Genomic DNA, 22,414 nt, shown 5'->3' on the forward strand with positions numbered 1-22,414 from the left:
CAGCAGCTTTTTAGCCAAAGCTTCCTACTTGCTTTCACCTAAAATACGGACTTCCCTCTCAAGGGTGACACCTGAGTGTTCCTTGACTTTTTCAATCACAGACTCAATCAAGTCCTCGTAGTCTTTAGCCGTTCCATCAGCGACATTGATCATAAAACCTGCGTGTTTTTCTGAGACTTCTACTCCACCAATACGATAGCCTTTCAAGCCAGCTTCAGAAATTAACTGACCTGCAAAATGCCCTACTGGACGCTTAAAGACCGAACCACAAGATGGATATTCTAAAGGTTGCTTGAGTTCACGTAGATGCGTCAAGCGATCCATTTCTTGCTTGATAACCGGATGGCTTCCTGGGGCTAGGGCAAATTTAGCTGATAAGACAACTGCACCAGACTCCTGAATGGCTGAATGGCGGTAACCAAAAGCCAAGTCCTTGACAGATAGGGTCTCGATTTCTCCATCCTTGGTCAAAATTTTACAAGACTGTAAGATGTGGGCAATCTCACCACCATAGGCACCCGCATTCATAAAGACAGCACCACCGACACTTCCAGGAATACCACAAGCAAACTCAAAACCAGTCAAACTATGACGGAGGGCAATGCGAGTTGTTTCAATCAAGTTAGCACCAGCCTCAGCTTCGATGGTATAGCCATCAACGGAAACATGATTGAGCTTGTCACACAAGATAACAAATCCACGAATCCCACCATCACGAACAATGATGTTGCTAGCATTTCCCAGCACCATCCAAGGGATATTTTCTTGATTGGCAAATTTGACAACGCGCGCCAACTCAAAACGATTTCGTGGAAAGACCAAATAATCGGCCTCTCCACCTACTTTTGTATAACTATAGCTATGCAAGGGTTCTTTGAAACGGATATCAATCCCTTCTAAGATTTCAAGCATGTTTTCTTTTACTGACATGACACTCTTCCTTTTACAAAATTCATTCCATTATACCATTTTTAAGACCATTTGACGACCCTAAAAAAATCTTGGGCTTATTTTAAACAAAAAAAGAGGTTTCCCCCTTTTTCTTATGATTTTTTGCAAAAGATAGCCTTGGTTCCATAGGCAACTAGGATCAGTTCAACTAGTAGAATGACTTCAACTAAGACTGGACTTGTAAGCCAGCCAACTTGGGCTAGAGATGGTGCCAGGTCAAAGAAGGCATGTAGGCCATAGGCTGCTAGGAGATAAATCCATTTCTTCTGGCGAACAGCTTGGTAAACCCAAACAGTCAAAAGCAATTGGAAACCTAGAGCCAGAATCCGTTCAAAACCAAGCAAATAAATCTGCCAGACAGAAAGTGACTGAATGGTTTTTAACATATTTTCAGACAGCAATTGCATGACCTGTGGATTCTGAGTTTGAACTGCTGAGAGAACGATGTAGAGATTAATCAAACTAGTAAGACCTAGGAAAATCAACTCCAAGCCACCATGCCCCAATCCATAAGCCAAGGCATCTGCCTTTTCCAAACTTCTCTTTTTCTCCAACCATTTGAAGAAAATAAGACGAGCAGTTTCCTCAAAAAAGGCTGCCATGGCTAGGCCATAGATGATATAGACAAGCGGATGGTCTCGCAAGAGGGCAATACTACCGTCTTTTTGAGGATGTAAAACCAAGATATGCACCAGTTTTTCTAAAATCTGTGAAGAGACAAAGAAAGCAATAGCACCCAAGCCCAAGACAGCTAGATTAATCTGGTATTTCTTTTTGGCATACCAAATGCTCCCTATCAAGAAAGCCAGCAACAGCACCATGGTAATGATAATATGAATGGTCATTTTCGTCTCCTATTCTGCCTTTTCAATATCTTTTTTCATCTCATCAACATTGAACTTAGCAAACAAGTATTGACGGTCTTGGACTGGAAAACGCTGGTCCAACTGGTCAACTGCTCCTACCTCGATAATGCCTTCCTTGATGACAAAGTTCATGACATGTCCACCGAAGGTCAAATCATCTGAAATGAAGTGCAGATGGTAGCCTGCCACACTGACCCCATGGAAAATCTCTGGCGTCCAGAAACCAACAATGGTCCCCGCCACATTGTCACGACTATATTCCGGTTGATGGGTTGCGACCTCAGCAAACTTGGTATCTGGTGTCGACTTGGGAATCATGCGCACATGCATATGTGAAAATTCGCCACGAATCTTAATTGAGCGGAAAAGATTTTCCCCATCATAATAAGACTCAATTCGTTCTTCCAATTCCTTGTCCGTCATCTCAAAGCGTTGGCGGAAAATGACCTCTGCCTGATGCGGTACCACTGCTGCGTAAGGAATAAGAGCATCTGGTGACACTTCTACAATTTCCGGTTGCTCTCCTGAGCCTTTGGCCTGATAGGCCTTGCCATCCAAGATAATCAATTCCCCATCAATGGAATCCAAGGTTCCCAAACCAAGGTCACCATGCTCTAGCAATTCTCCTACTGTCATGGTACCACCATAAAGGCCTGCCATCAAGGCTCCAAGGGTATTGTATTGAAATAATTTCACTGGTTCCTGCACGTTCTTATCCATTCACTTTCTTATCTGTTATTCTATAAATGTTACTCCTAAGTATACCACATTTGCCCCTAGATGTGAACGAGAGAAACACCCTAGACATTGCCAAGAAGGAAAAAAAAAGGTACAATGTAACAAAATCAAGGGAGGTTTGGAATGAAGAAACAAAGCAAGTACCAAGAGGTCGTTTCCTTTCTAAAAAATGGTATCGAGTCTGGACGATTTTCGACGGGAAGCCGCCTGCCTTCTATCCGTCAACTGAGCCTTGACTTCCACTGTAGCAAGGATACCATTCAACGAGCCCTGCTGGAATTACGGCACGAACAATACCTCTATGCCAAGCCCCAGAGTGGTTACTATGTCCTAGAACAAGGGCAACACCAGGATCTAGAAATCGAAGTCACTGACGAACATGCCAGTGCCTATGACGATTTCCGACTCTGTATCAATGAAACCTTGATTGGTCGGGAAAACTACCTCTTCAACTACTATGACAACCAAGAAGGATTAGAAGACTTAAGACAATCCATTCATAAACTCCTCTTTGACCAAGCTCTCTACTGCAAGGCAGACCAGTTGATATTGACTTCTGGAACCCAGCAAGCCTTGTTTATCCTTTCTCAAATTTCCTTTCCTAGCCAAGCCAAGGAAATCTTGGTGGAACAGCCGACCTACCATCGGATGAATCGCCTCTTGATTGCTCAAGGTCTGGACTATCAAACGATTGAACGAGGCATTGATGGGATTGACTTGGAGGAGCTGGAAGGCCACTTCAAAACAGGAAAAATTAAGTTTTTCTATACAATTCCTCGTTTTCACTATCCTCTGGGGCATTCCTATTCAGAGCAGGACAAACGGACTATTCTTGACTTAGCTGCCAAGTATGGTGTCTATATCGTAGAGGACGACTATCTGGGGGATTTGGACTCTAAAAAGGGCCAGACCTTCCACTATCTAGATACAGAGGAGCGCGTCATTTACATAAAGTCCTTCTCAACCAGCCTCTTTCCAGCCCTGCGGATAACAGCACTCATCCTTCCAAATGCTATCAAAGAAGCCTTTGTGGCCTATAAAAATATCCTAGACTACGACAGCAACCTTATCATGCAAAAGGCCCTGTCACTCTATATTGACAGTCAACTGTTTGAGAAAAACCGTCTAGCTCGCTTGTCCAATCAGGAAGACTACCAAAAACAAATCGAGGAAAGACTAGCTAACACTCCTTGTCCCCTTCCTCATTATCCCCTACACGATGGTTTATTGCTAGACCTGAGACAGTATTCTAAAATCGCCAGCCTCAAACACAGTCAGCTGAAATTGGACTTCTTTGAAGAGGCATACTTGGATGCCTGCCCTTATCAATTTGCCAAGGTTGCCCTAGACAATCTAAAAAAAGTTTTAGACTATTTAAAAGCAGAATTGGATTGACTTCCAACTCTGCTTTTTTCTTATACTCTTCGAAAATCAAATTCAAACCACGTCAGCGTCGCCTTACCGTACTCAAGTACAGCTTGCGGCTAGCTTCCTAGTTTGCTCTTTGATTTTCATTGAGTATTATTCTTCAACTTCTGTTAAGGTTGCCGCTTTTTCAAGATATTTTTGGTAGGTACCGTCATCCTTGAGTTTTTGGATGACCTTGTCCACTACTTCTTTCAAATCAGCACTATTTTTTCTAAGGGCAACTGCATTAGCTTCGCCGTCCTTCATCTTCAAGCTGACAGTTGCGACAGCTAGGTCAGCGTTTTGAGCAGCATAGCTAAGAGCAACAGGCTCATCCATGTGAACAGCATCAACTTTTCCAGCCTGCAATTCATTGACTGCTTCACCCATATTGGTTAGGGAAGTCAATTGCGCTTTTGGCAATTGTTCCTTGACCATAGCTTCTGGAACAGTCCCTTTTTGGGCTGCAATATTAGCACTTTCAAGGCTAGTTAAATCCTTGTATTTTTCTACATCAGCCTTACGAACCAAGAAACTAATCTTGTTTTCATAGTAAGGGATTGAAAAATCAAAGACTTCTTTTCTCTCGTCAGTAGCGCTAATTCCTGCGACCGCTAGGTCAGACTTACCAGTTTGAAGACTAGTCAAGACATTATCAAAACTCATGCTTGAAATTTCCAACTTCACCCCAAGTTCATCAGCGATAGCCTGAGCCATGTCAATATCCGCACCAACTACCTGATTTTTCCCGTCAACTAAGGATTGGAATTCAAAGGGTGCATAGTCTGGACTGGTCGCCACAACTAATTTCCCCTTTTGCTTGATGGCCTCAACAGCTGACTGAGAACCGTTAGAATCCGACTGGCAAGCCACTAAGAAGAAACTTGCAAGAAAGCTACATAAAACAAATATCCATTTTTTTGATTTCATAAATAAACAACCTCTCTGTTAATTTTGTATAATTATAACGCTATCCAAGTTGCTTGTCAAGTGTTTTTTGAATTTTTATCTTAAAAATATTTTTTTCATTCAACAAAAGGAGCTATCAATTGATTTCAAGCTCCTTTTTATACAGAATGAATCTATTTTATAGTTCGACAATCTTACCTGTTTCAAAGTAAACAACCCATTCACAGATATTCTTGGCATAGTCTCCAATACGTTCCAAGAAGGCAATCACTTGGAAATAATCACGACCTGTAACAATGGCATCAGGATTTTTCTTGATTTCTTCTGTAGCCAAGTCACGAATGCTATCAAAGTAATGGTTGATTTTTTCATCCATTGCTGCTACTTCATAGGCCTGATCTACTGAACCATTGAGATAGAGTTCAAGGGCTGCTTCGACGAAGTTCTTGACATCGCGACCCATTCTCTTTATTTCTTCTTCAACAGCTGGGATGCGTTGCTCCCCCTTCATACGAATTGCCGCCTTGGCAATGGAAACGGCATGGTCACCCATACGTTCCAAGTCAGATACAGCCTTCAAGACTGTCAAAACAGTACGCAAGTCCTGAGAAACCGGTTGTTGAAGGGCAATCATTTCAAATGATTTCTTTTCCAATTTCACTTCGTATTCGTTTACTTCTGCATCGTCTTCGATGACTTCCTTGGCCAAATCACGGTCATGCGTAACAAAGGCACGCACTGTACGATTGATTTGGGATAGCACTTCTTGTCCCATGGCATAGAACTGGTTGTGCAATTTCTCCAAATCTTCTTCAAATTGAGAACGTAACATCATTTATCTCCTTATCCAAATTTTCCTGAAATATAGTCTTCTGTTTCCTTGTGTTGTGGGTTGAGGAACATCTTCTTGGTATCGTTAAACTCAATCAAATCTCCATCTAGGAAAAATCCTGTCTTGTCAGAAATACGAGAGGCTTGTTGCATAGAACGCGTAACCAAGAGCATGGTATATTTATCTTTTAGACCATACAAGGTTTCCTCAATCTTACCAGCTGAGATAGGGTCCAAGGCTGAAGTCGGTTCATCCAAGAGAATGATTTTAGGACTAGTTGCCAAAACACGGGCAACGCAAACACGTTGCTGTTGGCCACCTGAAAGTCCGATAGCTGAATCATGCAGGCGATCCTTGACCTCATCCCAGATAGAAGCCCGTTGCAAGGCTTTTTCTACCGCCTCGTCCAGAACCTGCTTGTCCTTAACTCCATTGATACGAAGCCCGTAAACAACATTTTCGTAGATAGACATAGGGAAGGGGTTGGGCTGTTGGAAAACCATACCGATTTCCTTCCTCAATTCAACTGTATCTGTACGTGGGCTGTAAATGTTGTGACCATTATAAACCACCGAACCAGTTGTGGTCACCTCTGGATTAAGATCTCCCATGCGGTTGATTGCCTTGAGGAGGGTTGATTTCCCTGATCCAGATGGACCAATCAAGGCTGTAATTTCCTTAGGTTGGAAAGATAGGGAAACACTATTCAAGGCCTTTTTTTGATTGTAGTAAACGGACAGGTCTGACACCTGTAAAATCGCTTCTGTCATACTGTTTCCTTTCTATCCAAAGTGTCCAGTTACGTAGTCATTGGTTGACTGTAGTTTAGCATTTTGGAAAATATTAGAGGTCTTATCGTACTCGATCAAGTCACCCAAGTAGAAAAATCCTGTGTAGTCACTAGCACGCGCAGCCTGCTGCATACTGTGGGTCACGATGATGATGGTAAAGTCCTTTTTCAATTCCAACATAGTTTCTTCCAGTTGGGCTGTCGCAATTGGATCCAAGGCTGACGCTGGTTCATCCATCAAAAGGATATCTGGTTTGACAGAGATGGCACGAGCGATACAGAGACGTTGCTGCTGACCACCTGACAGGGTCAAGGCGGACTTGTGCAAATCGTCTTTGACCTGATCCCAAAGGGCAGCTTGACGAAGAGAGGTTTCCACAATTTCATCCAAGACTTGCTTGTCCTTAACCCCTGCACGTTCATGGGCAAAAGTGATATTGCGGTAGATAGACTTAGCAAAAGGATTTGGTCGTTGGAAGACCATTCCGATGTGTTTACGCATCTCGTAGACATTGATTTCTGGACGGTTGACATCAATCCCTTGGTAGAGGATTTGACCTGTTACCTTGGCAATATCAATGGTATCATTCATACGGTTGAGACTGCGGAGGTAGGTTGATTTCCCTGATCCAGATGGGCCAATTAAGGCTGTAATTTTATTTTTTTCAAATTGCATATCGATGCCCTTGATGGATTCATTTTTACCGTAGTAAACATGTAAATCCTTAGTAGAGAGGGCCACTTTCTCTTCAGGAAAGGTGATGATATGCTTTTCATCCCAATTATATTTTGACATGGCTTCTCCTTTAGGCAGCAGTTAATTTCTTATGTAGGTAGCTTCCGAGTTTACGGGCTCCAAAGTTAAAGATAAGGATAAAGATGAGGAGCACGGCCGCAGAACCTGCTGATACGATGGTTCCATCTGGAATGGTTCCTTCGCTATTGACTTTCCAGATGTGGACAGCCAAGGTTTCTGCTTGACGGAAGATAGAGATTGGGCTGGTCACACTGAGAATGTTCCAGTTAGACCAGTCAAGAGCTGGAGCGGATTGTCCTGCTGTGTAAATCAAAGCAGCAGCCTCACCAAAGATACGACCAGAGGCCAAGACAACCCCCGTTACAATCCCTGGAAGGGCTTCTGGAATGACCACATGGACTACAGTCTCCCAACGAGAAATCCCAAGGGCTAGGCCAGCTTCACGTTGCGTGTGGTGAACGTGTTTTAAGCTGTCCTCAACATTACGAGTCATCTGAGGCAGGTTAAAGACGGTCAAGGCCAAGGCACCAGAAATGATTGAAAATCCATACTCAAACTGAACTACAAAGATCAAGTAACCAAAGAGACCTACAACCACTGATGGCAATGATGACAAGATTTCAATACAGGTTCTGACAAAATTGGTCACAGGACCTTTTTTGGCATATTCAGCGAGGAAAATCCCAGCACCCATAGATAAAGGCACAGAGATAATCAAGGTGATGACCAGAAGGAAGAAGGAATTATAGAGCTGAATTCCAATTCCTCCGCCTGCTTGGTAGGAAGATGATTTGCCGGTCAAGAAAGACCAAGAGATGTGGGGCAAACCACGAACCAAGATATAAAGAATCAAGGATGCCAAGATGGCCACAATAATCCCTGCAATCGAGTAGAGGACAGCTGTTGCAATTTTATCTAATTTCTTAGCGTGCATAGTTTTTCTTTCCTCTTTCTTTCGTAATCAATTTAATCACACTGTTGAAGGCCAAACTCATCAAGAGCAAGACTAAGGCCAGTGACCAGAGAACGTTATTGTCAACGGTTCCCATAACGGTATTTCCGATACCCATGGTCAAAACAGAGGTCAAGGTCGCAGCAGGTGTTGTTAGTGAAGTTGGGACAACAGCTGAGTTTCCGACCACCATCTGAATGGCTAAGGCTTCACCAAAGGCACGCGCCATCCCAAAGACCACTGCTGTGAAAATCCCTGAACGCGCAGCCTTCAAGGTCACGCGCCAGATGGTTTGCCAGCGAGTGGCTCCCATAGCCAAACTAGCTTCGCGGTAGTGACGAGGCACCGCACGCAAGCTATCGGTTGTCATAAAGGTTACCGTCGGTAAGATCATGACAAAGAGAACGAAAATTCCTGACAAAATCCCAAAACCAGTACCACCAAAGACACTACGGACAAAGGGAACTACGACCTGCAAACCGATAAATCCATACACGACGGAAGGAATTCCGACTAGCAATTCAATGGCTGGTTGCAAGATTCTAGCACCTTTTGGTGAGACTTCAGTCATAAAGACTGCCGCACCAATGGCAAAAGGAGTTGCGATAAGGGCTGATAGGATTGTGACAATGAAGGAACCCAAAATCATGGGAAGGGCACCAAATTGTTTACCTGAAGGATTCCAAGTTTGTCCAAAAAGGAAATCAAAGATGTTAACCCCATTGACAAAGAAGGTCGACAAGCCTTTTTGGGCTACGAAAATCAAAATCATAGCCACGATGATGACAATCAAAGACAGACAGGCAAAGGTCAATCCTTTTCCTAATTTCTCTAGACGAGAGTTCTTTGAGGGAGAAAGTAATTTTTTAGCTAATTCTTCTTGATTCATTATTGACTCCCTTCTAGTGCTGTCACCGTTCCTACAGCATCTTTTTCAACCTTCATTTCCTTGACAGAAATATAGCCCATTCCCTTAACGATTCCACTTTGCGCTTCATCTGAGAGGACAAAGTTAAGAAATTCTGCCACCAATTCATTCGGTTGGCCTAGTGTATACATGTGTTCATAAGACCACAAAGGCCAGTTATTGGTTGTAACATTTTCTGCAATCGGCTCATAGCCATTCAACTTCATGCGTTTCACCGAGTCATCCACATATGCAAAGGCTAGGTAAGAAATGGCTCCTGGTGTCTGGGAAACAATGTTTTTGACCATCCCGTTTGAATCCTGTTCTTGACTCTGCACGGCAGATTGACCATCCATGACAACACTATCAAAGGTTGCACGTGAACCAGAACTTGCCGCGCGGTTGATAATGGAAATGACTAGGTCTTTCCCACCGATTTCTTTCCAGTTGGTTACTTGACCTGTGAAGATGCTACGAAGTTGTTCTGTTGTCAGATTTTCAACGTCAACTTCTTTGTTCACAATCACCGCCAATCCTGCTACCGCAACCTTGTGATCCACTAGGGCTGAAGCGTTGATACCGTCTTTTTCCTCGGCAAATACGTCTGAATTTCCTACATCAACGGCTCCAGATTGAACCTGAGACAGACCTGTACCAGATCCTCCACCTTGAACGTTAACTGTTTTTCCAATGTGCATAGAGCCAAATTCATCTGCTGCTGCTTCGACCAAGGGCTGAAGAGCCGTTGAGCCAACAGCTGTCATGGATTCTCCACGATCAATCCAGCTAGCACATCCCGCCAAAGAACCTGCTAGCAAAAGAGCCGCAAGGGATAGAGCGAGTTTTTTCCTTTTTTTCACTGTTTTTCTCCTTGAAAATAATGGTGAATGCTATGAATTTTTTCAACTATTTAGTTATGTTTTTCTTTTTTAAAATTGGGATCCAACTGAAGTTACTAGCTTAATTTTACTAGAAATTTGCTCAGCTACCTTCTCAACAAATTTTGACTTAAAATAAAAGACAATTTGAAAAAATCCATACTTCCACTATAACATAGACAAGCTACTTTGACTAGCATTTTCACTTGAATCTGAGGCCTTTTGGAAAATAATTTTTCAAAACATTTCCAGTCACCTTAGCAAAGCCCAAACCATTGCCTTGAACCAAAACTTGGTACCAACCATTTGGCAGACTTTCCGCCAGCTGGACAGTCTCTCCAGCCGCATACTTTACAAACTCTTCTTGGTCAATTTCAACCGACTGTTTGACCTGACTTGGTTTCAAGGCTAGACCAAGAGCAAAACTAGGTTCAAAGCGTTTCTTCTTGAAGGTTCCCAGATGCAGTCCATTGCGAGCAATCTTGAGTTTCCCTAAATCTGGCAAGAGTTCTGGCAAGAGATAGAGTTGATCCCCAAAAGTCTGCAAGATACCCGGTAGATTAACCTTCAAGTGTTTTTGGGCAAATTCCTGCCACAAGACAACTTGTTCTCGGCTGAGATTGCTCTTACTTGCCTTAAATTTAGGAGCTGGATTGTCACCCTTAAACTGTAGATGAGCTACAAACTGCCCCTCTCCCTTAAAATGATGTGGGTACATACGAGCCGTTTCTGGCAGGTCAATACCAGCTACCATTCCATTGATATGATCAACTGGTAACAAGTCAAAATCATACTCTTCCAGCAACCAATTGACGATCTCTTCGTTTTCCTCGGGTGCCCAGGTACAGGTCGAATAAACCAGACGACCACCTTCAGCTAGCATGGTTACCGCATCCGCTAGAATTTCTCTTTGCAAGCTAGCACATTGACTAGGATAATCAAGACTCCAATAGTCCATAGCATCTGGTTGCTTACGGAACATCCCTTCACCAGAGCAAGGGGCATCAAGGACAATGAGGTCAAAATAGCCCTTAAAAACCTTGGCCAAACGGTCAGCAGATTCATTGGTCACCACAACATTTGTCGCTCCAAAGCGCTCCATGTTTTCTACTAAAATCTTAGCCCGTTTGCTTGAAATTTCATTGGAAACAAGGAGACCCTCCCCTGCTAGATAGGCTGCTAATTGAGTTGATTTACCACCCGGTGCAGCTGCCAAATCCAAGACCTTCATACCAGGGCTGGGCTGGGCTACCTGAGCAACCATCTGAGCAGCGGGTTCTTGCGAATAAACCAACCCTGTAGCATGCTCAGGCGATTTCCCTGAAACCTTCCCATAGTGGCCCCAAGGAGTTTGAGGAATGGCATCAGGAAAGGAAACTGTCGCTTCTTTTAAAGGATTGATCCGAAAAGCCGAAACCGCTTCCTCCTCAAAAGAGGCAAGAAAATCTCTTGCCTCATCTCCTAATATCTCTTCATATTTTTCAACAAATCCTTCTGGAAATTGCATCTAAGTTCTTTTCCTTTCGTAAATATAGGACTGAATTTCCTCCTGCATCTCAAGAGGTAACATCATGACCGGTTGTCTGGTTTGAAAATCAAGCGGTTGACCAGATAGGGTCACAACCCGATAGCCCAGACTTTCCCCTAAAATACTTGCAGCGGCATAATCCCATGGTTGCAGATAGGTGACATAGGTCAACAAACGCCCTGACAAAATCTTGGCAAAACTAATGGCCGCACTCCCATAGACACGTACACCGAGGACCGCTCGACCCAAATCAGCCAGACCCCATTCATTGGTTTCCAGCATACCACTATTCCCTGCAATAAGGAAATCTCCAAGTGGTTTTGCTTTAAAGGGAGCTAGGGGCCTATCATTTAGACAAACTGGAAATTCCCCACCACCGTGGTAACAATCCCCTTTGACCACATCATAAATCAGACCAAACTGTCCCTGACCATTTTCAAAATAAGCCATCATGACAGCAAAATCTTCCTGCTGGGCCACAAAATTATTGGTCCCATCGATGGGATCAATGACCCAAACCTTACCCTCTTTAACCGAGGCTCGCAGACACCCTTCTTCAGCACAAATCTTATCCTCAGGATAACGAGACAAAATCTCACTAACCAAGAGTTCCTGAACTTCCTTGTCCAGTCTGGTCACCAAATCTGTTGGAGAGGACTTGGTTTCAACACACAAGTCTTCCTGCATATGGTCAAGAATGTACTGACCCGCCTTATTGACAAGCTCTTTAGCAAATTCAAATTTACTTTCCAAGAGAAATCTTCCCTTCCCCTTTTTCCTTGGCAGTCTGAACTGCTCGATAAAGCGAATAGCCACTAACTGTTTCAAATTCTCGTCCCAAACGTTTTTCTTCGCTCTTGCTTGGCACGACCGCTTTGAATCCCTTATAGGAGTCCAGTAACTTTTTAGCCTCTACCTTGCCTTCATAGGCAACTTCAACATCATTAAAAAAAGAAAGCACTGAAGCAAGTTCTTCAGTGCTCCACGACAAATCTAGTGGGTAACTATACTGTTTGTTCATTAACTAATACCAGCTCTCATTCTTGCTTCTTTTAGTTCTTGCTTACGGTAACTACGAGGGAGAAAAGCACGAATCTCATCTTCATTAAAACCAATTTGCATGCGTTTGGCATCAATAATAATGGGACGACGCAAAAGACTAGGGTACTGCTCAATCAAATGAAGCAATTCTGATACCGAAATACTTTCTACATCAATATCTAATTTTTGAAAAATTTTTGAACGAGTTGAAATGATGTCATCAGTACCATTTTCGGTCAAGGAAAGAATGTGTTGCAATTCTTTTCTCGTTAAAGGACTGGTCATAATATTGTGCTCCTCAAAGGGCACCTTATGTTTTTCTAACCAGGCCTTCGCCTTACGACATGAAGTACAGCTCGGTGATAGAAATAGTGTAATCATGCTTTTCTCTTCTTATCTATACTTTGCTACTTCTATTATACAAAAAAATAAAGCGCTTGACTAGAGATTTTTAGAAAAAAAGCCTATTTTTTCAAGAAAAATAGACTGTTTGCGAACGATTAACTCTTTTTAGATTTGATTAATTCATTCTTGACAATAGTTTCGAATCACATACCTAATTGATTTATGCAAAATAAGAATATCTTTCGTTTCACTTCCTACGGCTTTTCAGGTATAGAAAACCAAAGAAGCTTTCATAGAGGGCAAAAAAGAGGAGGAAGGCATGTAGGAAGAAGGTCTCTGGTAAAATTAAAATAACTGGATCCTTGGCTGGGTCAAAAAGCCAGGTATCATCTCCCACAAAGAGAATTTGATGGAAAAGGGTAAAGAATTGGTCAAAACCAATCAAAACTCCCCCAAGCCCAATCATCACAGGTAAGACTACTAGAGCCAAAAGCCCTTTACTAAATAGAGATAAAAAGCCCTTTTTCACAATCCCTTTGACAAAGACATAGAAACTTGGCAGTGTCACTAGAGCTACTAGCTGAACTAGGTGAAAGAGGTTCTTGACCACCGCAAAATGGTGCAGACCAGCTGCTGACGAACGAAAATCTGGCATCTGCAAGACCTGACTAAAAGGATTGGTCAGGTAATCCATCAAGATATGAAAGTTATATTGAATGGTTTCTGGTTTTAGATAAACTCGATCCGTCAAGTTCAGCCACTCAATCTCCAAAGGATAAAAAATCCAAGCCAAATAAATGGTCAAAAGAATTGAGAAGGAGAGGAGAAAGAGCATAGAGCTCCAAAAGGTCAGTTTAGTTTTCATCAAAGTTCCACTCCGCAAGGCTAGAAACCACATGAGTCGGTGCGATTGGCAGGTCTGCCACTTCTTCTGCCTTGGTAAAACCTGTTGTCACCAAGAGAGTTGGAATGCCATTGTCAATCCCAGCTCGAATATCAGTCAAATAATTGTCCCCAACCATGATTAATTCTTCACGTTCCAAACCTAAGTGCTCAACCGCCTTGTCCATAATGATGGCATTTGGTTTCCCAATATAAACAGGCTTCACTCGTGTTGCCACTTCAAGAAGGGTAATCAGTGAACCAGCACCAGGCAAAAGACCGCGCTCTGTCGGGATGTTGAGGTCAGGATTGGTTCCGATAAAGTGGGCACCTTTTTGAATAGCTAGAGTTGCTATGGCAAATTTTTCATAGTCAACTTGCCAGTCCAGGCCTACTACCACATAGGCAGGATTATCCTTGTCTTCCACATAACCAGCCGCCTTGATGGCTTCCTTAAGCCCTGCTTCTCCGATGACATAGACGGTCTTTTCAAGCCCCAAGTCGTTCATATAGTCGATAGTCGCCAAAGTCGCTGTGTAGACAGTCGATAGGGGCGTATCGATATTAAAATTCTGAGCCAACATCTCCTGAACACTCTCTGGAGTGCGGGTTGTATTGTTAGTCACAAAGAGATAGGGGATGTCTCGCTTTTGCAATTCGTGGACAAAAGCCTCTCCTGCTGGAATTCGATCTTTCCCCTTATAAATGGTTCCGTCTAAATCAATTAAATAGCCTTTATACTTCATATTTTTCTCTAATCCTTCTTCATTTCTTGCCAAGTGATGATAGCTTGGGCATTGGTAGCCCCGTCGCTTGTAATCTCATGCTTGCTTTCCAGTCCAGTCCGTTCAACAGCCGATGTAATCACCCCACCTGGTCTAACTTCCTTGACATACTTGAGGTTGATTTTCTTGGGAATATATTGGGTCAAAAAATCCGCTCCCATAACCTCAAAAATCCAGTCCAGATACTTACTGTTATTAACATGACCATTCATATCCAAGTCGTAAAAACGGACATGGTAATCCTTGCTGATTGGCTCTTCTAGATTTGCATACTTTGGTCCACGGATAAGCTTTTTATTAAAATCAGACTGGTAAGGAGCCACAATCCCAGGTTCGACTGCATGGACTTTTCGACTGTCTCGATCCATGAGAACAAAGGTCACCATCATCTGGATAAGCTCTTGCCCTCCTTCATCATAAATGGTAAAGCGACGGTAGCAAAAAAGTCGATTGTAGCTCAGGGCTTCCGTTTCGATAGTGATTTCTTCTGTAAAACGAGGCAAACGAACCACCTCAATATCATAGTCTGTGATAATCCAGACCAGATTATAGTCTTCCAAAATGGCCTTATCACTAACTCCCAGTTCAATCGACTGCATCCCTGAAACTTGCAAGGATAGCAAAATCACATCTGGGAGTTTGATATGACCGTTCATATCAGCCATATCAAAAGGAATTTTCATTTTCATTTGATAAGTTAAGCCCATAATCCTACTCCAAAATAAATCGTTCTGCTACAGTATCTCCCAAAAAGAGACCTCTCTTTGTCATGCGAACTCGGTCACCCTCTATTTGCATGAGACCTTGTTGAACCAAGTCTCTGACAATTTTTCCATAAATTTCTTCAAAAGATTGGCTAAATTTTTCCTCAAATCGCGCCATAGATACCCCTGATTTCTTACGGAGCCCCAAGAACATTTCTTCTTCCATTTGCTCTTTTTGACTTAAGTGCTCTTCTGTGATCCGAGCATTGCCTTCCTCAACTGCACTGAGATAATGACGAATGGGACCATGATTTTTATAGCGAATCCCATTGACATAACCAGATGCCCCAGCACCGATGCCATAGTATTCAGCATTGTCCCAGTACATGAGATTATGGCGACTTTCAAAACCAGATTTGGAGAAATTTGAAATCTCATAATGCTCAAAACCTGCTCGCTCCAGCTCTGCGATGATATATTCAAACATCTCAGCTTCCAGTTCCTCCTTAGGTAAAGGCAACTTCCCTCGTCGCATGCGGTTCATAAAAACCGTATGGTTTTCTAAAATTAAGCTATACAAACTCATATGGGGAATATTCAGTCCAATGGCCTTAGCCACATTTTCCTTAACTTGCTCCATGGTCTGACCAGGCAGTGCATAGATCAAATCAATGGAGATATTGTCAAAACCAGCCAGTTTCAGGCGGTCGATATTTTCATAAATATCCTTCTCCAAATGACTGCGCCCAATCTTTTTCAGCATTTTATCGTCAAAGGTTTGCACACCTAGCGAAACACGATTGACAGCCGAGTTTTTCAAAACAGCTATCTTATCTGCATCCAAGTCGCCTGGATTGGCTTCAATGGTCAACTCTTCTAAGACAGACAAGTCCAAGTTTTTAGTCAAGCCCTTCAATAACACCTCCAGTTGAGAAGCTGACAAAGCTGTCGGTGTGCCACCACCGATATAGAGGGTTCGCAACTTTTGAATATCATAAGATTGAAACTCTTCTAACAGATGTTCCAAATAACTATCTACCGGCTGATTCTTGATAAAAACTTTTGAAAAGTCACAATAATAACAAATCTGGGTACAAAATGGGATGTGCACATAGGCTGACGTTGGTTTTTTCTGCATAGTAATTATTATACCACAAAGACAGGCTACGAGAAAAAAATCACCATCCCCAGATACATAGTCCGTCCAGAGATGGTGATGGTTTATTCTTCTGTTATGTCAATAACAATCTCTTCTGATTCATCAAGAGTTTCAGCCTTTTCTTGCCATTGCTCCTTGAGATTATTGAATTGATCTTTTGATGCTTCTGTCGCTTGACGAACACATGATTTGGCTTGAGAAAGGACACTGTCCACAGTGATTTCACCTGACTCAACCTGTTCTTTAGTTTTAAGAACAAAATCTGTAGCCTGCTCCTTGACTTCTGTCAGTTTTTCACAGACCTGCTCCTTGGCATACTCAGGATCTTCTCTCAAGTCATCTAGAAAATCTTGAGCCTGACTGCAAACTTGTTTGCCCTTGTCACTTGTTAAAAACAAGGCAAGAGCTGCACCTGAAACGGTTCCTAAAAGGATTGAGGATAGTTTACCCATAAGGATTCTCCTTTTTTATTTTTTGAAAAATTTACTTGCGACACGAAGAGCTGACAAACTTGCACCAGTCTTAAGTGTTTTTGAACCAGCTGATGAAGCTTTCTTACTCAATACACGCGCATGGTCATTGAGATCTGAAACAGATAGAGATAAATCTGCAACAGCGCTAAAGAGTGGATCAATCGTTGCTACCTTTACATTGATATCATCTGCCAAGACATTGACCTTAGCCAGCAATTCATTGGTATGATGCAAGGTCACATCCACATCTGAAGTTAAGGTTTTAATCGTCTTCTCTGTTTCATCGATAACACGTCCAAGCTTTTGTACAGTAATGATTAGATACACTAAAAATACAATCAAAGCAAGGGCTACAAGAATATATGCAACTTCTAACATTTAATTTTCCTCCTCTGTAATATAGTAAGGGGCCTTCTTTCGATTTTGATATAGAATGATAAAAATACCCAGTCCGATAAGGACAACTGATAGCCATTGAGACACTCGAAGACCAAAGAACATGAGACTATCTGTCCGCATACCTTCGATGACCATACGACCGAAACCATACCAAATCAAGTAAAAGGCAGTGATATGACCTCGTCTAAGGCTCTTCCATTTTCTTCTAAAAATCAGAATCAAGGCAAATCCAAGAAGATTCCATAGAGACTCATAAAGGAAGGTTGGCTGACGATAGCTCCCCTCAATATACATCTGGTCACGAATAAAGCCAGGTAGATAATCCAGATTATCCACTGCTGCACCATAAGCTTCTTGGTTAAAGAAATTTCCCCAGCGACCCAAACTTTGGGCAATCATGACGCTAGGCGCTGCAATATCTAGAAAATCCCAAGTATTGATGAGTTTACGATCAGCAAAGATATAGAGTACAATAGCCCCAGTTATCAAACCACCGTAAAAAGCCAAACCACCATTCCAAATGGCAAAAATTTCTCCCAAGTTCTGACTATAGTAATCAAAACGGAAAATAACATAATAGAGACGTGCTCCTAAAATAGCCAAAGGAAAAGCTATCAGGATGAAATCTAAAATATCGTCTGGTATGATCTTCTTTCTAGGTGCTTCTTTCATGGTCAAATAAACCGCAAGAATCAAGCCTGTCACTATACACAAGGCATACCATCGAATAGCTAGAGGGCCTAGATGAATAGCAATTGGATCAAGCATTAGGCACCTCGTTTTGAGCAATGAGATTAGTCAAGCGTTCTTCGAACAAACGCGTCGCATCAAAGCCCATTTCCTTGGCACGATAATTCATGGCAGCTGCCTCAATCACAACAGAGATATTACGACCTGTTTTAACTGGAATACGAATACGAGGAATGGCTACGCCAGAAATTTCTATTTCCTCTGCATTGTTTCCAAGACGATCAAAAGTCTTATGTGTATCGTAATTTTCCAAGTAAACAGCCAACTGAACTTGTGAAGAGTCCTTGACAGCACTGGCACCGTAGAGGCTCATGACATCGATAATCCCAACCCCACGAATTTCAATCAGGTGTCTCAAGATTTCAGCAGGTTCACCCCAAAGAGTAATCTCGTCCTTGGCAAAGATATCGACCCGGTCATCAGCTACCAAGCGGTGACCACGTTTGACAAGCTCTAGACCTGTCTCACTCTTACCGATGCCACTATCGCCCTGAATCAAGACACCCATACCATAGATATCCATCAAGACACCGTGCACACTGGTCCGTTCTGCTAAACGTGAATCCAGATAACTAGATAACTCTCCAGATAAACGACTGGTTGCTGTACGACTGGTTAAAATGGCAATCTTACATTCTCTGGCTGCCTTTAACATTTCCTCCGGAACCACCAAACCACGGGCAACAATAACCGCAGGTGTCTCAGGTAGAAACATTTTTTTCAAGACTTGGTAACGGTTGTGAGAGGACATCGAAACGAGGTAGGACCACTCCTTCATTCCCAAGAGCTGGATTCGCTCAGGCGTATAATAGTCAAAATAGCCCGTCATTTCAAGACCAGGTCGCGTAATGTCCGCGGTATTAATTTCCTTTTCAAGTAATTCTGGTTCGCCATAGACAATGTCTAGTCTAAGCTTTTCAATCACTTCTTTTACTAAAACCGACATCATTTCCTCCTTCAAATGAGTTCTTCTCTCTATTATATCAAATTGTAGGAGGATATTTCAGATTTTTGCAGGTTTTGAAGTATTTATTTATACTCAATGAAAATCAAAGAGCAAACTAGGAAACTAGTCGCAGGTTGCTCAAAACACCGTTTTGAGGTTGTAGATAAGACTGACGAAGTCAGTCACATATATAATCCAAGGCGACGTTGACGTGGTTTGAAGAGATTTTCGAAGAGTAATAAAAGAAAAAGGACTAGATTTCTCCAGCCTTTCATTTCTAATTAGAATTTTTTACGTTTACGAGCTGCTTCTGATTTACGTTTACGTTTTACAGAAGGTTTTTCATAGAATTCACGTTTGCGTGTTTCTTGAAGAGTACCAGCTTTAGTAACCGCACGTTTGAAACGACGAAGTGCGTCGTCAAGAGATTCATTCTTACGTACTACTGTTTTAGACATTTTTTTCACTCCCTTCAAGTTCAAGATCTATTCTATTTTACACGTAAAAGGAATAATTGTCAAGAAAAAATCCGGTTTAATTTTGATTTTTTTGCCATTTATTCAAGTCTTGAAAGCATCAATTAAATAGAGAAACTGAAAGAGTTCATTTTTTTATTTTTCTAACAAGCTGAGCGCTTCAGCATCTGCAATGATGGTCACATCAGGGTGATTTTGGAGGCTACTTGCTGGTAGGTTCTCAGTCACTGGGCCAGACACTGTTCCTGCAATGGCTTCTGCTTTCGACTCACCATAAGCAAATAGAAGGATTGACTTGGCATCCAAGATATTTTTAATCCCCATTGAAATGGCTTGGGTTGGGACGTCTTCAATCTTGTCAAAGAAACGTGCGTTTGCTTCAATAGTAGACTTGTCAAGTTCTACAAGGTGAGTTTGACTGTCAAATGGAGTACCGGGTTCATTAAATCCGATATGACCATTGCGACCGATTCCCAAAATTTGGAGGTCAACTGGATGGTCAGCCAAAACTTGGTTGTAGCGTTCAACTTCAGCTTCAGCATTGTCCTTAACCCCACGAGGCAAGAAACTTTCTTTAAATGGTTTTTGGTTGAACAAGTTTTCTTGCATGAAGTAACGGTAAGACTGTGGATTGTCGCCATCAAGGCCTACATACTCATCAAGGTTGACACTGGTTAGATTTGAAAAATCGAGGTCACTCTCAACAATTTCCTTGTAAAATTCAAGTGGGCTACTTCCTGTCGCAAGTCCTAGTGTTTGAGCTCCATTGGCCAATTTTTCCTTCAAAATCTCAAAAGCAACTTTTCCACCTTCGATTTGGTTTTCAACTTTAATAACTTTCATCTTTTTATCCTCCGTTTCAATCTATATTTATTATATGGTATAGACCAATTTTTGTCAAGTGAAAACGATTTAATTTTCAAAAAAAGAGCGACTATACTTGAAACATGTTATAATGGATAAGATTAGAACTTAGAAAGAATGAACAGATATATGAATACAGCTGATTTTGATTTCCACTTGCCTGAGGAATTGATTGCCCAAACGCCTCTTGAAAAACGGGACGCCTCTAAACTCCTCATCGTCAACCGTGAGACGGGAGAAATGCAGGATAAACACTTCCACTCCATTATTGATATGCTGGAACCTGGTGATGCCCTCGTTATGAACGACACCCGCGTTCTCCCTGCCCGCCTCTATGGTCAAAAGGAAGAAACTGGAGGTCATGTGGAACTTCTCCTGCTCAAAAATACTGCTGGAGATGAGTGGGAGGTTCTGGCTAAACCTGCCAAACGCCTCAAGGTCGGTACTCGTGTCAGCTTTGGTGATGGCCGTCTCAGCGCTGTTGTTACGGAAGAATTGACTCACGGGGGCCGCATTGTCCACTTTGAATACCAAGGAATTTTCCTAGAAGTTTTGGAAAGTCTGGGTGAAATGCCGCTACCGCCTTATATCCATGAAAAACTGGATGACCGTGAACGCTATCAAACTGTTTACGCCAAGGAAAGTGGCTCTGCTGCTGCACCTACTGCTGGTCTTCACTTCACCAAAGAATTGCTGGCAGAAATCCAAGCTAAGGGTGTTCATCTAGTCTATCTGACTCTTCATGTCGGACTCGGAACCTTTAGACCCGTTTCAGTTGACAATCTGGACGAACACGAAATGCACTCAGAATTCTACCAGCTTTCTGAGGAAGCTGCTGCCACCCTTCGCTCTGTTAAGGAAAATGGTGGTCGCGTCATCGCTGTCGGAACCACTTCTATCCGCACCTTAGAGACTATTGGTTCCAAGTTTGATGGGCAAATCCAAGCAGATTCTGGCTGGACCAATATCTTTATCAAACCTGGGTATGAGTGGAAGGTCGTGGATGCCTTCTCAACCAACTTCCACCTGCCAAAATCAACTCTGGTCATGTTGGTTTCTGCCTTTGCCGGCCGTGAATTAGTCTTAGACGCTTATCACCATGCCATTCAAGAACACTACCGCTTCTTCAGTTTTGGCGATGCCATGTTTATCTATTAAGAAAATCCCTATTAGGAAACCTAATAGGGATTTTTCTAATTATTCCATACCAAACTTTGGATCTTTCAAACTCTGCACACTGGCATTGATCACCGCTCCGACAATCAAAATCTTAGCGATAAGAATAAACCAGAACATCATGACCACCACGACGATGGAACTGAAAAAACGGACGTCCACGAGGTGATTAACATAGTTGTTGACATAGACTGAAAAAATATTGAGCAGTAAGACCAGAGTCAACAAGACAAAGGTGCTACCTGGTAATACATGTCGAATTCGTCGCACCCTAACATTGGGCAGGAAATAATAAAGCATAACCAAGATGGCAAAAATCAAGGCATAGACCAAGGGACCTGTTAGATCCTGCAGATAATCAAAGAGAGGACTATCTGATTTCCAGTAGCTTTTGATGAGGTTGAGGAGCATGCGGCCAAAGACACTCAAAAATAGGGCTAAGGCAAAGAGAATCTGCAGGCCAAAACTGACAAACAAACTCATGAGCTGATGGGAAATCATTCCACGATTTTTTGCTACTCCGTAAGCTTTATTAAAGGCTTTCTGTAGGAAATTCATGGATTTTGAAAAGGTCCAGAGGGCTGACAAAACCGCAAAACTCAACAAGCCCGTTGAAGGTTGGGTCAGTACTTCTGTAATAATCTTTGCAACCACATCATAGACCGTATCCGGCAAAAATTCATTGACAACCTTTAAAAAATTAGAAACTGGAATCTGAAAATATGGGAGGATATTAACTACCACCAAAAGCAGGGGAAAAATCGAAATCAACCAATAGTAGGCTACTGCGACACTGGTTAACTCACTATCTGATGCTTGATAATAATGCAAAAAAGCTTTTAATAAGGGCTTATCTATCAGCTCTTTCCACCACTTCTTCATATCATACTCCTTCACTT

Annotated in this window: 27 protein-coding genes; 2 read left to right on the forward strand and 25 right to left on the reverse strand. The window is 42.3% G+C overall.

The window, feature by feature from the left end; all coding sequences use genetic code 11:
* Positions 1-24: 24 nt before the first annotated feature.
* The 3 genes from murB to budA all read right to left on the reverse strand — a co-directional run bounded on the left by murB (position 25) and on the right by budA (position 2,537).
* The gene (gene murB, locus QM843_RS01000; protein WP_000111599.1) at positions 25-930 is read right to left on the reverse strand and encodes a UDP-N-acetylmuramate dehydrogenase; all 906 of its coding nucleotides are present in this window, start codon (positions 928-930) and stop codon (positions 25-27) included.
* Positions 931-1,043: 113 nt separating this feature from the next.
* Entirely contained in the window at positions 1,044-1,796 is a 753-nt protein-coding gene (locus tag QM843_RS01005) for a YhfC family intramembrane metalloprotease (RefSeq protein ID WP_414304297.1), read from the reverse strand.
* Between the two features lie 9 nt (positions 1,797-1,805).
* Positions 1,806-2,537, reverse strand: coding sequence for an acetolactate decarboxylase (budA, locus tag QM843_RS01010; protein WP_414304298.1), 732 nt, complete (start codon positions 2,535-2,537; stop codon positions 1,806-1,808).
* A 141-nt stretch (positions 2,538-2,678) separates the two neighbouring features.
* On the opposite strand from budA, the gene QM843_RS01015 reads away from it, so the two are divergent.
* Positions 2,679-3,950, forward strand: coding sequence for an aminotransferase-like domain-containing protein (locus QM843_RS01015; RefSeq protein ID WP_314498925.1), 1,272 nt, complete (start codon positions 2,679-2,681; stop codon positions 3,948-3,950).
* 126 nt (positions 3,951-4,076) lie between these two features.
* Here QM843_RS01015 and QM843_RS01020 read toward each other — a convergent pair whose 3' ends face one another.
* The 21 genes from QM843_RS01020 to QM843_RS01120 all read right to left on the reverse strand — a co-directional run bounded on the left by QM843_RS01020 (position 4,077) and on the right by QM843_RS01120 (position 20,318).
* Positions 4,077-4,892: an ABC transporter substrate-binding protein gene (locus tag QM843_RS01020; protein WP_314498928.1), complete on the reverse strand. Its 816-nt coding sequence runs from the start codon at positions 4,890-4,892 to the stop codon at positions 4,077-4,079.
* A 157-nt stretch (positions 4,893-5,049) separates the two neighbouring features.
* Positions 5,050-5,703, reverse strand: coding sequence for a phosphate signaling complex protein PhoU (phoU, locus tag QM843_RS01025; protein WP_000946458.1), 654 nt, complete (start codon positions 5,701-5,703; stop codon positions 5,050-5,052).
* A gap of 11 nt (positions 5,704-5,714) precedes the next feature.
* A complete protein-coding gene (gene pstB, locus QM843_RS01030) occupies positions 5,715-6,473 on the reverse strand; it encodes a phosphate ABC transporter ATP-binding protein PstB (protein ID WP_000133484.1) in 759 nt (252 codons plus the stop codon).
* A 12-nt stretch (positions 6,474-6,485) separates the two neighbouring features.
* Positions 6,486-7,289, reverse strand: a complete 804-nt coding sequence (gene pstB / locus QM843_RS01035) for a phosphate ABC transporter ATP-binding protein PstB (RefSeq protein ID WP_000049848.1) — start codon at positions 7,287-7,289, stop codon at positions 6,486-6,488.
* A gap of 10 nt (positions 7,290-7,299) precedes the next feature.
* Positions 7,300-8,184: a phosphate ABC transporter permease PstA gene (gene pstA / locus QM843_RS01040; protein ID WP_000543046.1), complete on the reverse strand. Its 885-nt coding sequence runs from the start codon at positions 8,182-8,184 to the stop codon at positions 7,300-7,302.
* Positions 8,174-9,091, reverse strand: a complete 918-nt coding sequence (gene pstC, locus QM843_RS01045) for a phosphate ABC transporter permease subunit PstC (RefSeq protein WP_001070903.1) — start codon at positions 9,089-9,091, stop codon at positions 8,174-8,176. The genes pstA and pstC overlap by 11 nt, the downstream gene beginning before the upstream one ends.
* Complete coding sequence (locus QM843_RS01050; RefSeq protein WP_414304299.1) at positions 9,091-9,969, reverse strand: phosphate ABC transporter substrate-binding protein PstS family protein; 879 nt, start codon at positions 9,967-9,969, stop codon at positions 9,091-9,093. The genes pstC and QM843_RS01050 overlap by 1 nt, the downstream gene beginning before the upstream one ends.
* 220 nt (positions 9,970-10,189) lie before the next feature.
* Positions 10,190-11,494: an RsmF rRNA methyltransferase first C-terminal domain-containing protein gene (locus QM843_RS01055; RefSeq protein ID WP_414304300.1), complete on the reverse strand. Its 1,305-nt coding sequence runs from the start codon at positions 11,492-11,494 to the stop codon at positions 10,190-10,192.
* Complete coding sequence (locus tag QM843_RS01060) at positions 11,495-12,268, reverse strand: inositol monophosphatase family protein (RefSeq protein ID WP_000444054.1); 774 nt, start codon at positions 12,266-12,268, stop codon at positions 11,495-11,497.
* Complete coding sequence (locus QM843_RS01065) at positions 12,258-12,536, reverse strand: UPF0223 family protein (protein WP_414304301.1); 279 nt, start codon at positions 12,534-12,536, stop codon at positions 12,258-12,260. Before QM843_RS01065 ends, QM843_RS01060 begins: the two co-directional genes overlap by 11 nt.
* Positions 12,536-12,937: a Spx/MgsR family RNA polymerase-binding regulatory protein gene (locus QM843_RS01070; RefSeq protein ID WP_000631254.1), complete on the reverse strand. Its 402-nt coding sequence runs from the start codon at positions 12,935-12,937 to the stop codon at positions 12,536-12,538. Before QM843_RS01070 ends, QM843_RS01065 begins: the two co-directional genes overlap by 1 nt.
* 211 nt (positions 12,938-13,148) lie before the next feature.
* Positions 13,149-13,766, reverse strand: a complete 618-nt coding sequence (locus QM843_RS01075; RefSeq protein ID WP_049502185.1) for a TIGR01906 family membrane protein — start codon at positions 13,764-13,766, stop codon at positions 13,149-13,151.
* The gene (locus QM843_RS01080) at positions 13,756-14,529 is read right to left on the reverse strand and encodes a TIGR01457 family HAD-type hydrolase (protein ID WP_023946294.1); all 774 of its coding nucleotides are present in this window, start codon (positions 14,527-14,529) and stop codon (positions 13,756-13,758) included. The genes QM843_RS01075 and QM843_RS01080 overlap by 11 nt, the downstream gene beginning before the upstream one ends.
* An 8-nt stretch (positions 14,530-14,537) precedes the next feature.
* Positions 14,538-15,275 carry an acyl-ACP thioesterase domain-containing protein gene (locus QM843_RS01085; protein WP_414304302.1) on the reverse strand — a complete coding sequence of 246 codons (738 nt, stop codon included), beginning with the start codon at positions 15,273-15,275 and terminating at the stop codon, positions 14,538-14,540.
* Between the two features lie 4 nt (positions 15,276-15,279).
* Complete coding sequence (hemW, locus tag QM843_RS01090; RefSeq protein ID WP_414304303.1) at positions 15,280-16,410, reverse strand: radical SAM family heme chaperone HemW; 1,131 nt, start codon at positions 16,408-16,410, stop codon at positions 15,280-15,282.
* Between the two features lie 83 nt (positions 16,411-16,493).
* Positions 16,494-16,883 (reverse strand): YtxH domain-containing protein, encoded by a 390-nt coding sequence (locus tag QM843_RS01095; RefSeq protein WP_000517384.1) that lies wholly within the window; start codon positions 16,881-16,883, stop codon positions 16,494-16,496.
* 15 nt (positions 16,884-16,898) lie between these two features.
* Positions 16,899-17,282, reverse strand: a complete 384-nt coding sequence (locus QM843_RS01100; protein WP_000895044.1) for a DUF948 domain-containing protein — start codon at positions 17,280-17,282, stop codon at positions 16,899-16,901.
* Positions 17,283-18,071, reverse strand: a complete 789-nt coding sequence (lgt, locus tag QM843_RS01105) for a prolipoprotein diacylglyceryl transferase (protein WP_020901526.1) — start codon at positions 18,069-18,071, stop codon at positions 17,283-17,285.
* Positions 18,064-18,999, reverse strand: coding sequence for an HPr(Ser) kinase/phosphatase (hprK, locus tag QM843_RS01110; RefSeq protein ID WP_000115155.1), 936 nt, complete (start codon positions 18,997-18,999; stop codon positions 18,064-18,066). Before hprK ends, lgt begins: the two co-directional genes overlap by 8 nt.
* 281 nt (positions 19,000-19,280) lie before the next feature.
* On the reverse strand, positions 19,281-19,457 hold the full coding sequence (gene rpsU / locus QM843_RS01115; RefSeq protein WP_000048054.1) for a 30S ribosomal protein S21: 177 nt from the start codon (positions 19,455-19,457) through the stop codon (positions 19,281-19,283).
* A 153-nt stretch (positions 19,458-19,610) separates the two neighbouring features.
* Positions 19,611-20,318, reverse strand: a complete 708-nt coding sequence (locus tag QM843_RS01120) for a glucosamine-6-phosphate deaminase (RefSeq protein WP_261104898.1) — start codon at positions 20,316-20,318, stop codon at positions 19,611-19,613.
* A gap of 150 nt (positions 20,319-20,468) precedes the next feature.
* On the opposite strand from QM843_RS01120, the gene queA reads away from it, so the two are divergent.
* Positions 20,469-21,497: a tRNA preQ1(34) S-adenosylmethionine ribosyltransferase-isomerase QueA gene (queA, locus tag QM843_RS01125; protein WP_173253353.1), complete on the forward strand. Its 1,029-nt coding sequence runs from the start codon at positions 20,469-20,471 to the stop codon at positions 21,495-21,497.
* Positions 21,498-21,536: 39 nt separating this feature from the next.
* Here queA and QM843_RS01130 read toward each other — a convergent pair whose 3' ends face one another.
* On the reverse strand, positions 21,537-22,397 hold the full coding sequence (locus QM843_RS01130) for a YihY/virulence factor BrkB family protein (RefSeq protein ID WP_414304304.1): 861 nt from the start codon (positions 22,395-22,397) through the stop codon (positions 21,537-21,539).
* Between the last annotated feature and the right edge of the window lie 17 nt (positions 22,398-22,414).

This window comes from Streptococcus mitis, from assembly GCF_047463435.1.
In the GTDB taxonomy this organism is placed as follows: Bacteria; Bacillota; Bacilli; order Lactobacillales; family Streptococcaceae; genus Streptococcus; species Streptococcus mitis_DS.

Bases quoted from the DNA above. Each gene is read 5' to 3' on its own strand.
- murB (WP_000111599.1), bottom strand. From the start codon at position 930: ATGTCAGTAAAAGAAAACATGCTTGAAATCTTAGAAGGGATTGATATC.
- QM843_RS01005 (WP_414304297.1), bottom strand. From the start codon at position 1,796: ATGACCATTCATATTATCATTACCATGGTGCTGTTGCTGGCTTTCTTG.
- budA (WP_414304298.1), bottom strand. From the start codon at position 2,537: ATGGATAAGAACGTGCAGGAACCAGTGAAATTATTTCAATACAATACC.
- QM843_RS01015 (WP_314498925.1), top strand. From the start codon at position 2,679: ATGAAGAAACAAAGCAAGTACCAAGAGGTCGTTTCCTTTCTAAAAAAT.
- QM843_RS01020 (WP_314498928.1), bottom strand. From the start codon at position 4,892: ATGAAATCAAAAAAATGGATATTTGTTTTATGTAGCTTTCTTGCAAGT.
- phoU (WP_000946458.1), bottom strand. From the start codon at position 5,703: ATGTTACGTTCTCAATTTGAAGAAGATTTGGAGAAATTGCACAACCAG.
- pstB (WP_000133484.1), bottom strand. From the start codon at position 6,473: ATGACAGAAGCGATTTTACAGGTGTCAGACCTGTCCGTTTACTACAAT.
- pstB (WP_000049848.1), bottom strand. From the start codon at position 7,289: ATGTCAAAATATAATTGGGATGAAAAGCATATCATCACCTTTCCTGAA.
- pstA (WP_000543046.1), bottom strand. From the start codon at position 8,184: ATGCACGCTAAGAAATTAGATAAAATTGCAACAGCTGTCCTCTACTCG.
- pstC (WP_001070903.1), bottom strand. From the start codon at position 9,091: ATGAATCAAGAAGAATTAGCTAAAAAATTACTTTCTCCCTCAAAGAAC.
- QM843_RS01055 (WP_414304300.1), bottom strand. From the start codon at position 11,494: ATGCAATTTCCAGAAGGATTTGTTGAAAAATATGAAGAGATATTAGGA.
- QM843_RS01065 (WP_414304301.1), bottom strand. From the start codon at position 12,536: ATGAACAAACAGTATAGTTACCCACTAGATTTGTCGTGGAGCACTGAA.
- QM843_RS01070 (WP_000631254.1), bottom strand. From the start codon at position 12,937: ATGATTACACTATTTCTATCACCGAGCTGTACTTCATGTCGTAAGGCG.
- QM843_RS01075 (WP_049502185.1), bottom strand. From the start codon at position 13,766: ATGAAAACTAAACTGACCTTTTGGAGCTCTATGCTCTTTCTCCTCTCC.
- QM843_RS01080 (WP_023946294.1), bottom strand. From the start codon at position 14,529: ATGAAGTATAAAGGCTATTTAATTGATTTAGACGGAACCATTTATAAG.
- QM843_RS01085 (WP_414304302.1), bottom strand. From the start codon at position 15,275: ATGGGCTTAACTTATCAAATGAAAATGAAAATTCCTTTTGATATGGCT.
- hemW (WP_414304303.1), bottom strand. From the start codon at position 16,410: ATGCAGAAAAAACCAACGTCAGCCTATGTGCACATCCCATTTTGTACC.
- QM843_RS01095 (WP_000517384.1), bottom strand. From the start codon at position 16,883: ATGGGTAAACTATCCTCAATCCTTTTAGGAACCGTTTCAGGTGCAGCT.
- QM843_RS01100 (WP_000895044.1), bottom strand. From the start codon at position 17,282: ATGTTAGAAGTTGCATATATTCTTGTAGCCCTTGCTTTGATTGTATTT.
- lgt (WP_020901526.1), bottom strand. From the start codon at position 18,071: ATGCTTGATCCAATTGCTATTCATCTAGGCCCTCTAGCTATTCGATGG.
- hprK (WP_000115155.1), bottom strand. From the start codon at position 18,999: ATGTCGGTTTTAGTAAAAGAAGTGATTGAAAAGCTTAGACTAGACATT.
- rpsU (WP_000048054.1), bottom strand. From the start codon at position 19,457: ATGTCTAAAACAGTAGTACGTAAGAATGAATCTCTTGACGACGCACTT.
- QM843_RS01120 (WP_261104898.1), bottom strand. From the start codon at position 20,318: ATGAAAGTTATTAAAGTTGAAAACCAAATCGAAGGTGGAAAAGTTGCT.
- queA (WP_173253353.1), top strand. From the start codon at position 20,469: ATGAATACAGCTGATTTTGATTTCCACTTGCCTGAGGAATTGATTGCC.
- QM843_RS01130 (WP_414304304.1), bottom strand. From the start codon at position 22,397: ATGAAGAAGTGGTGGAAAGAGCTGATAGATAAGCCCTTATTAAAAGCT.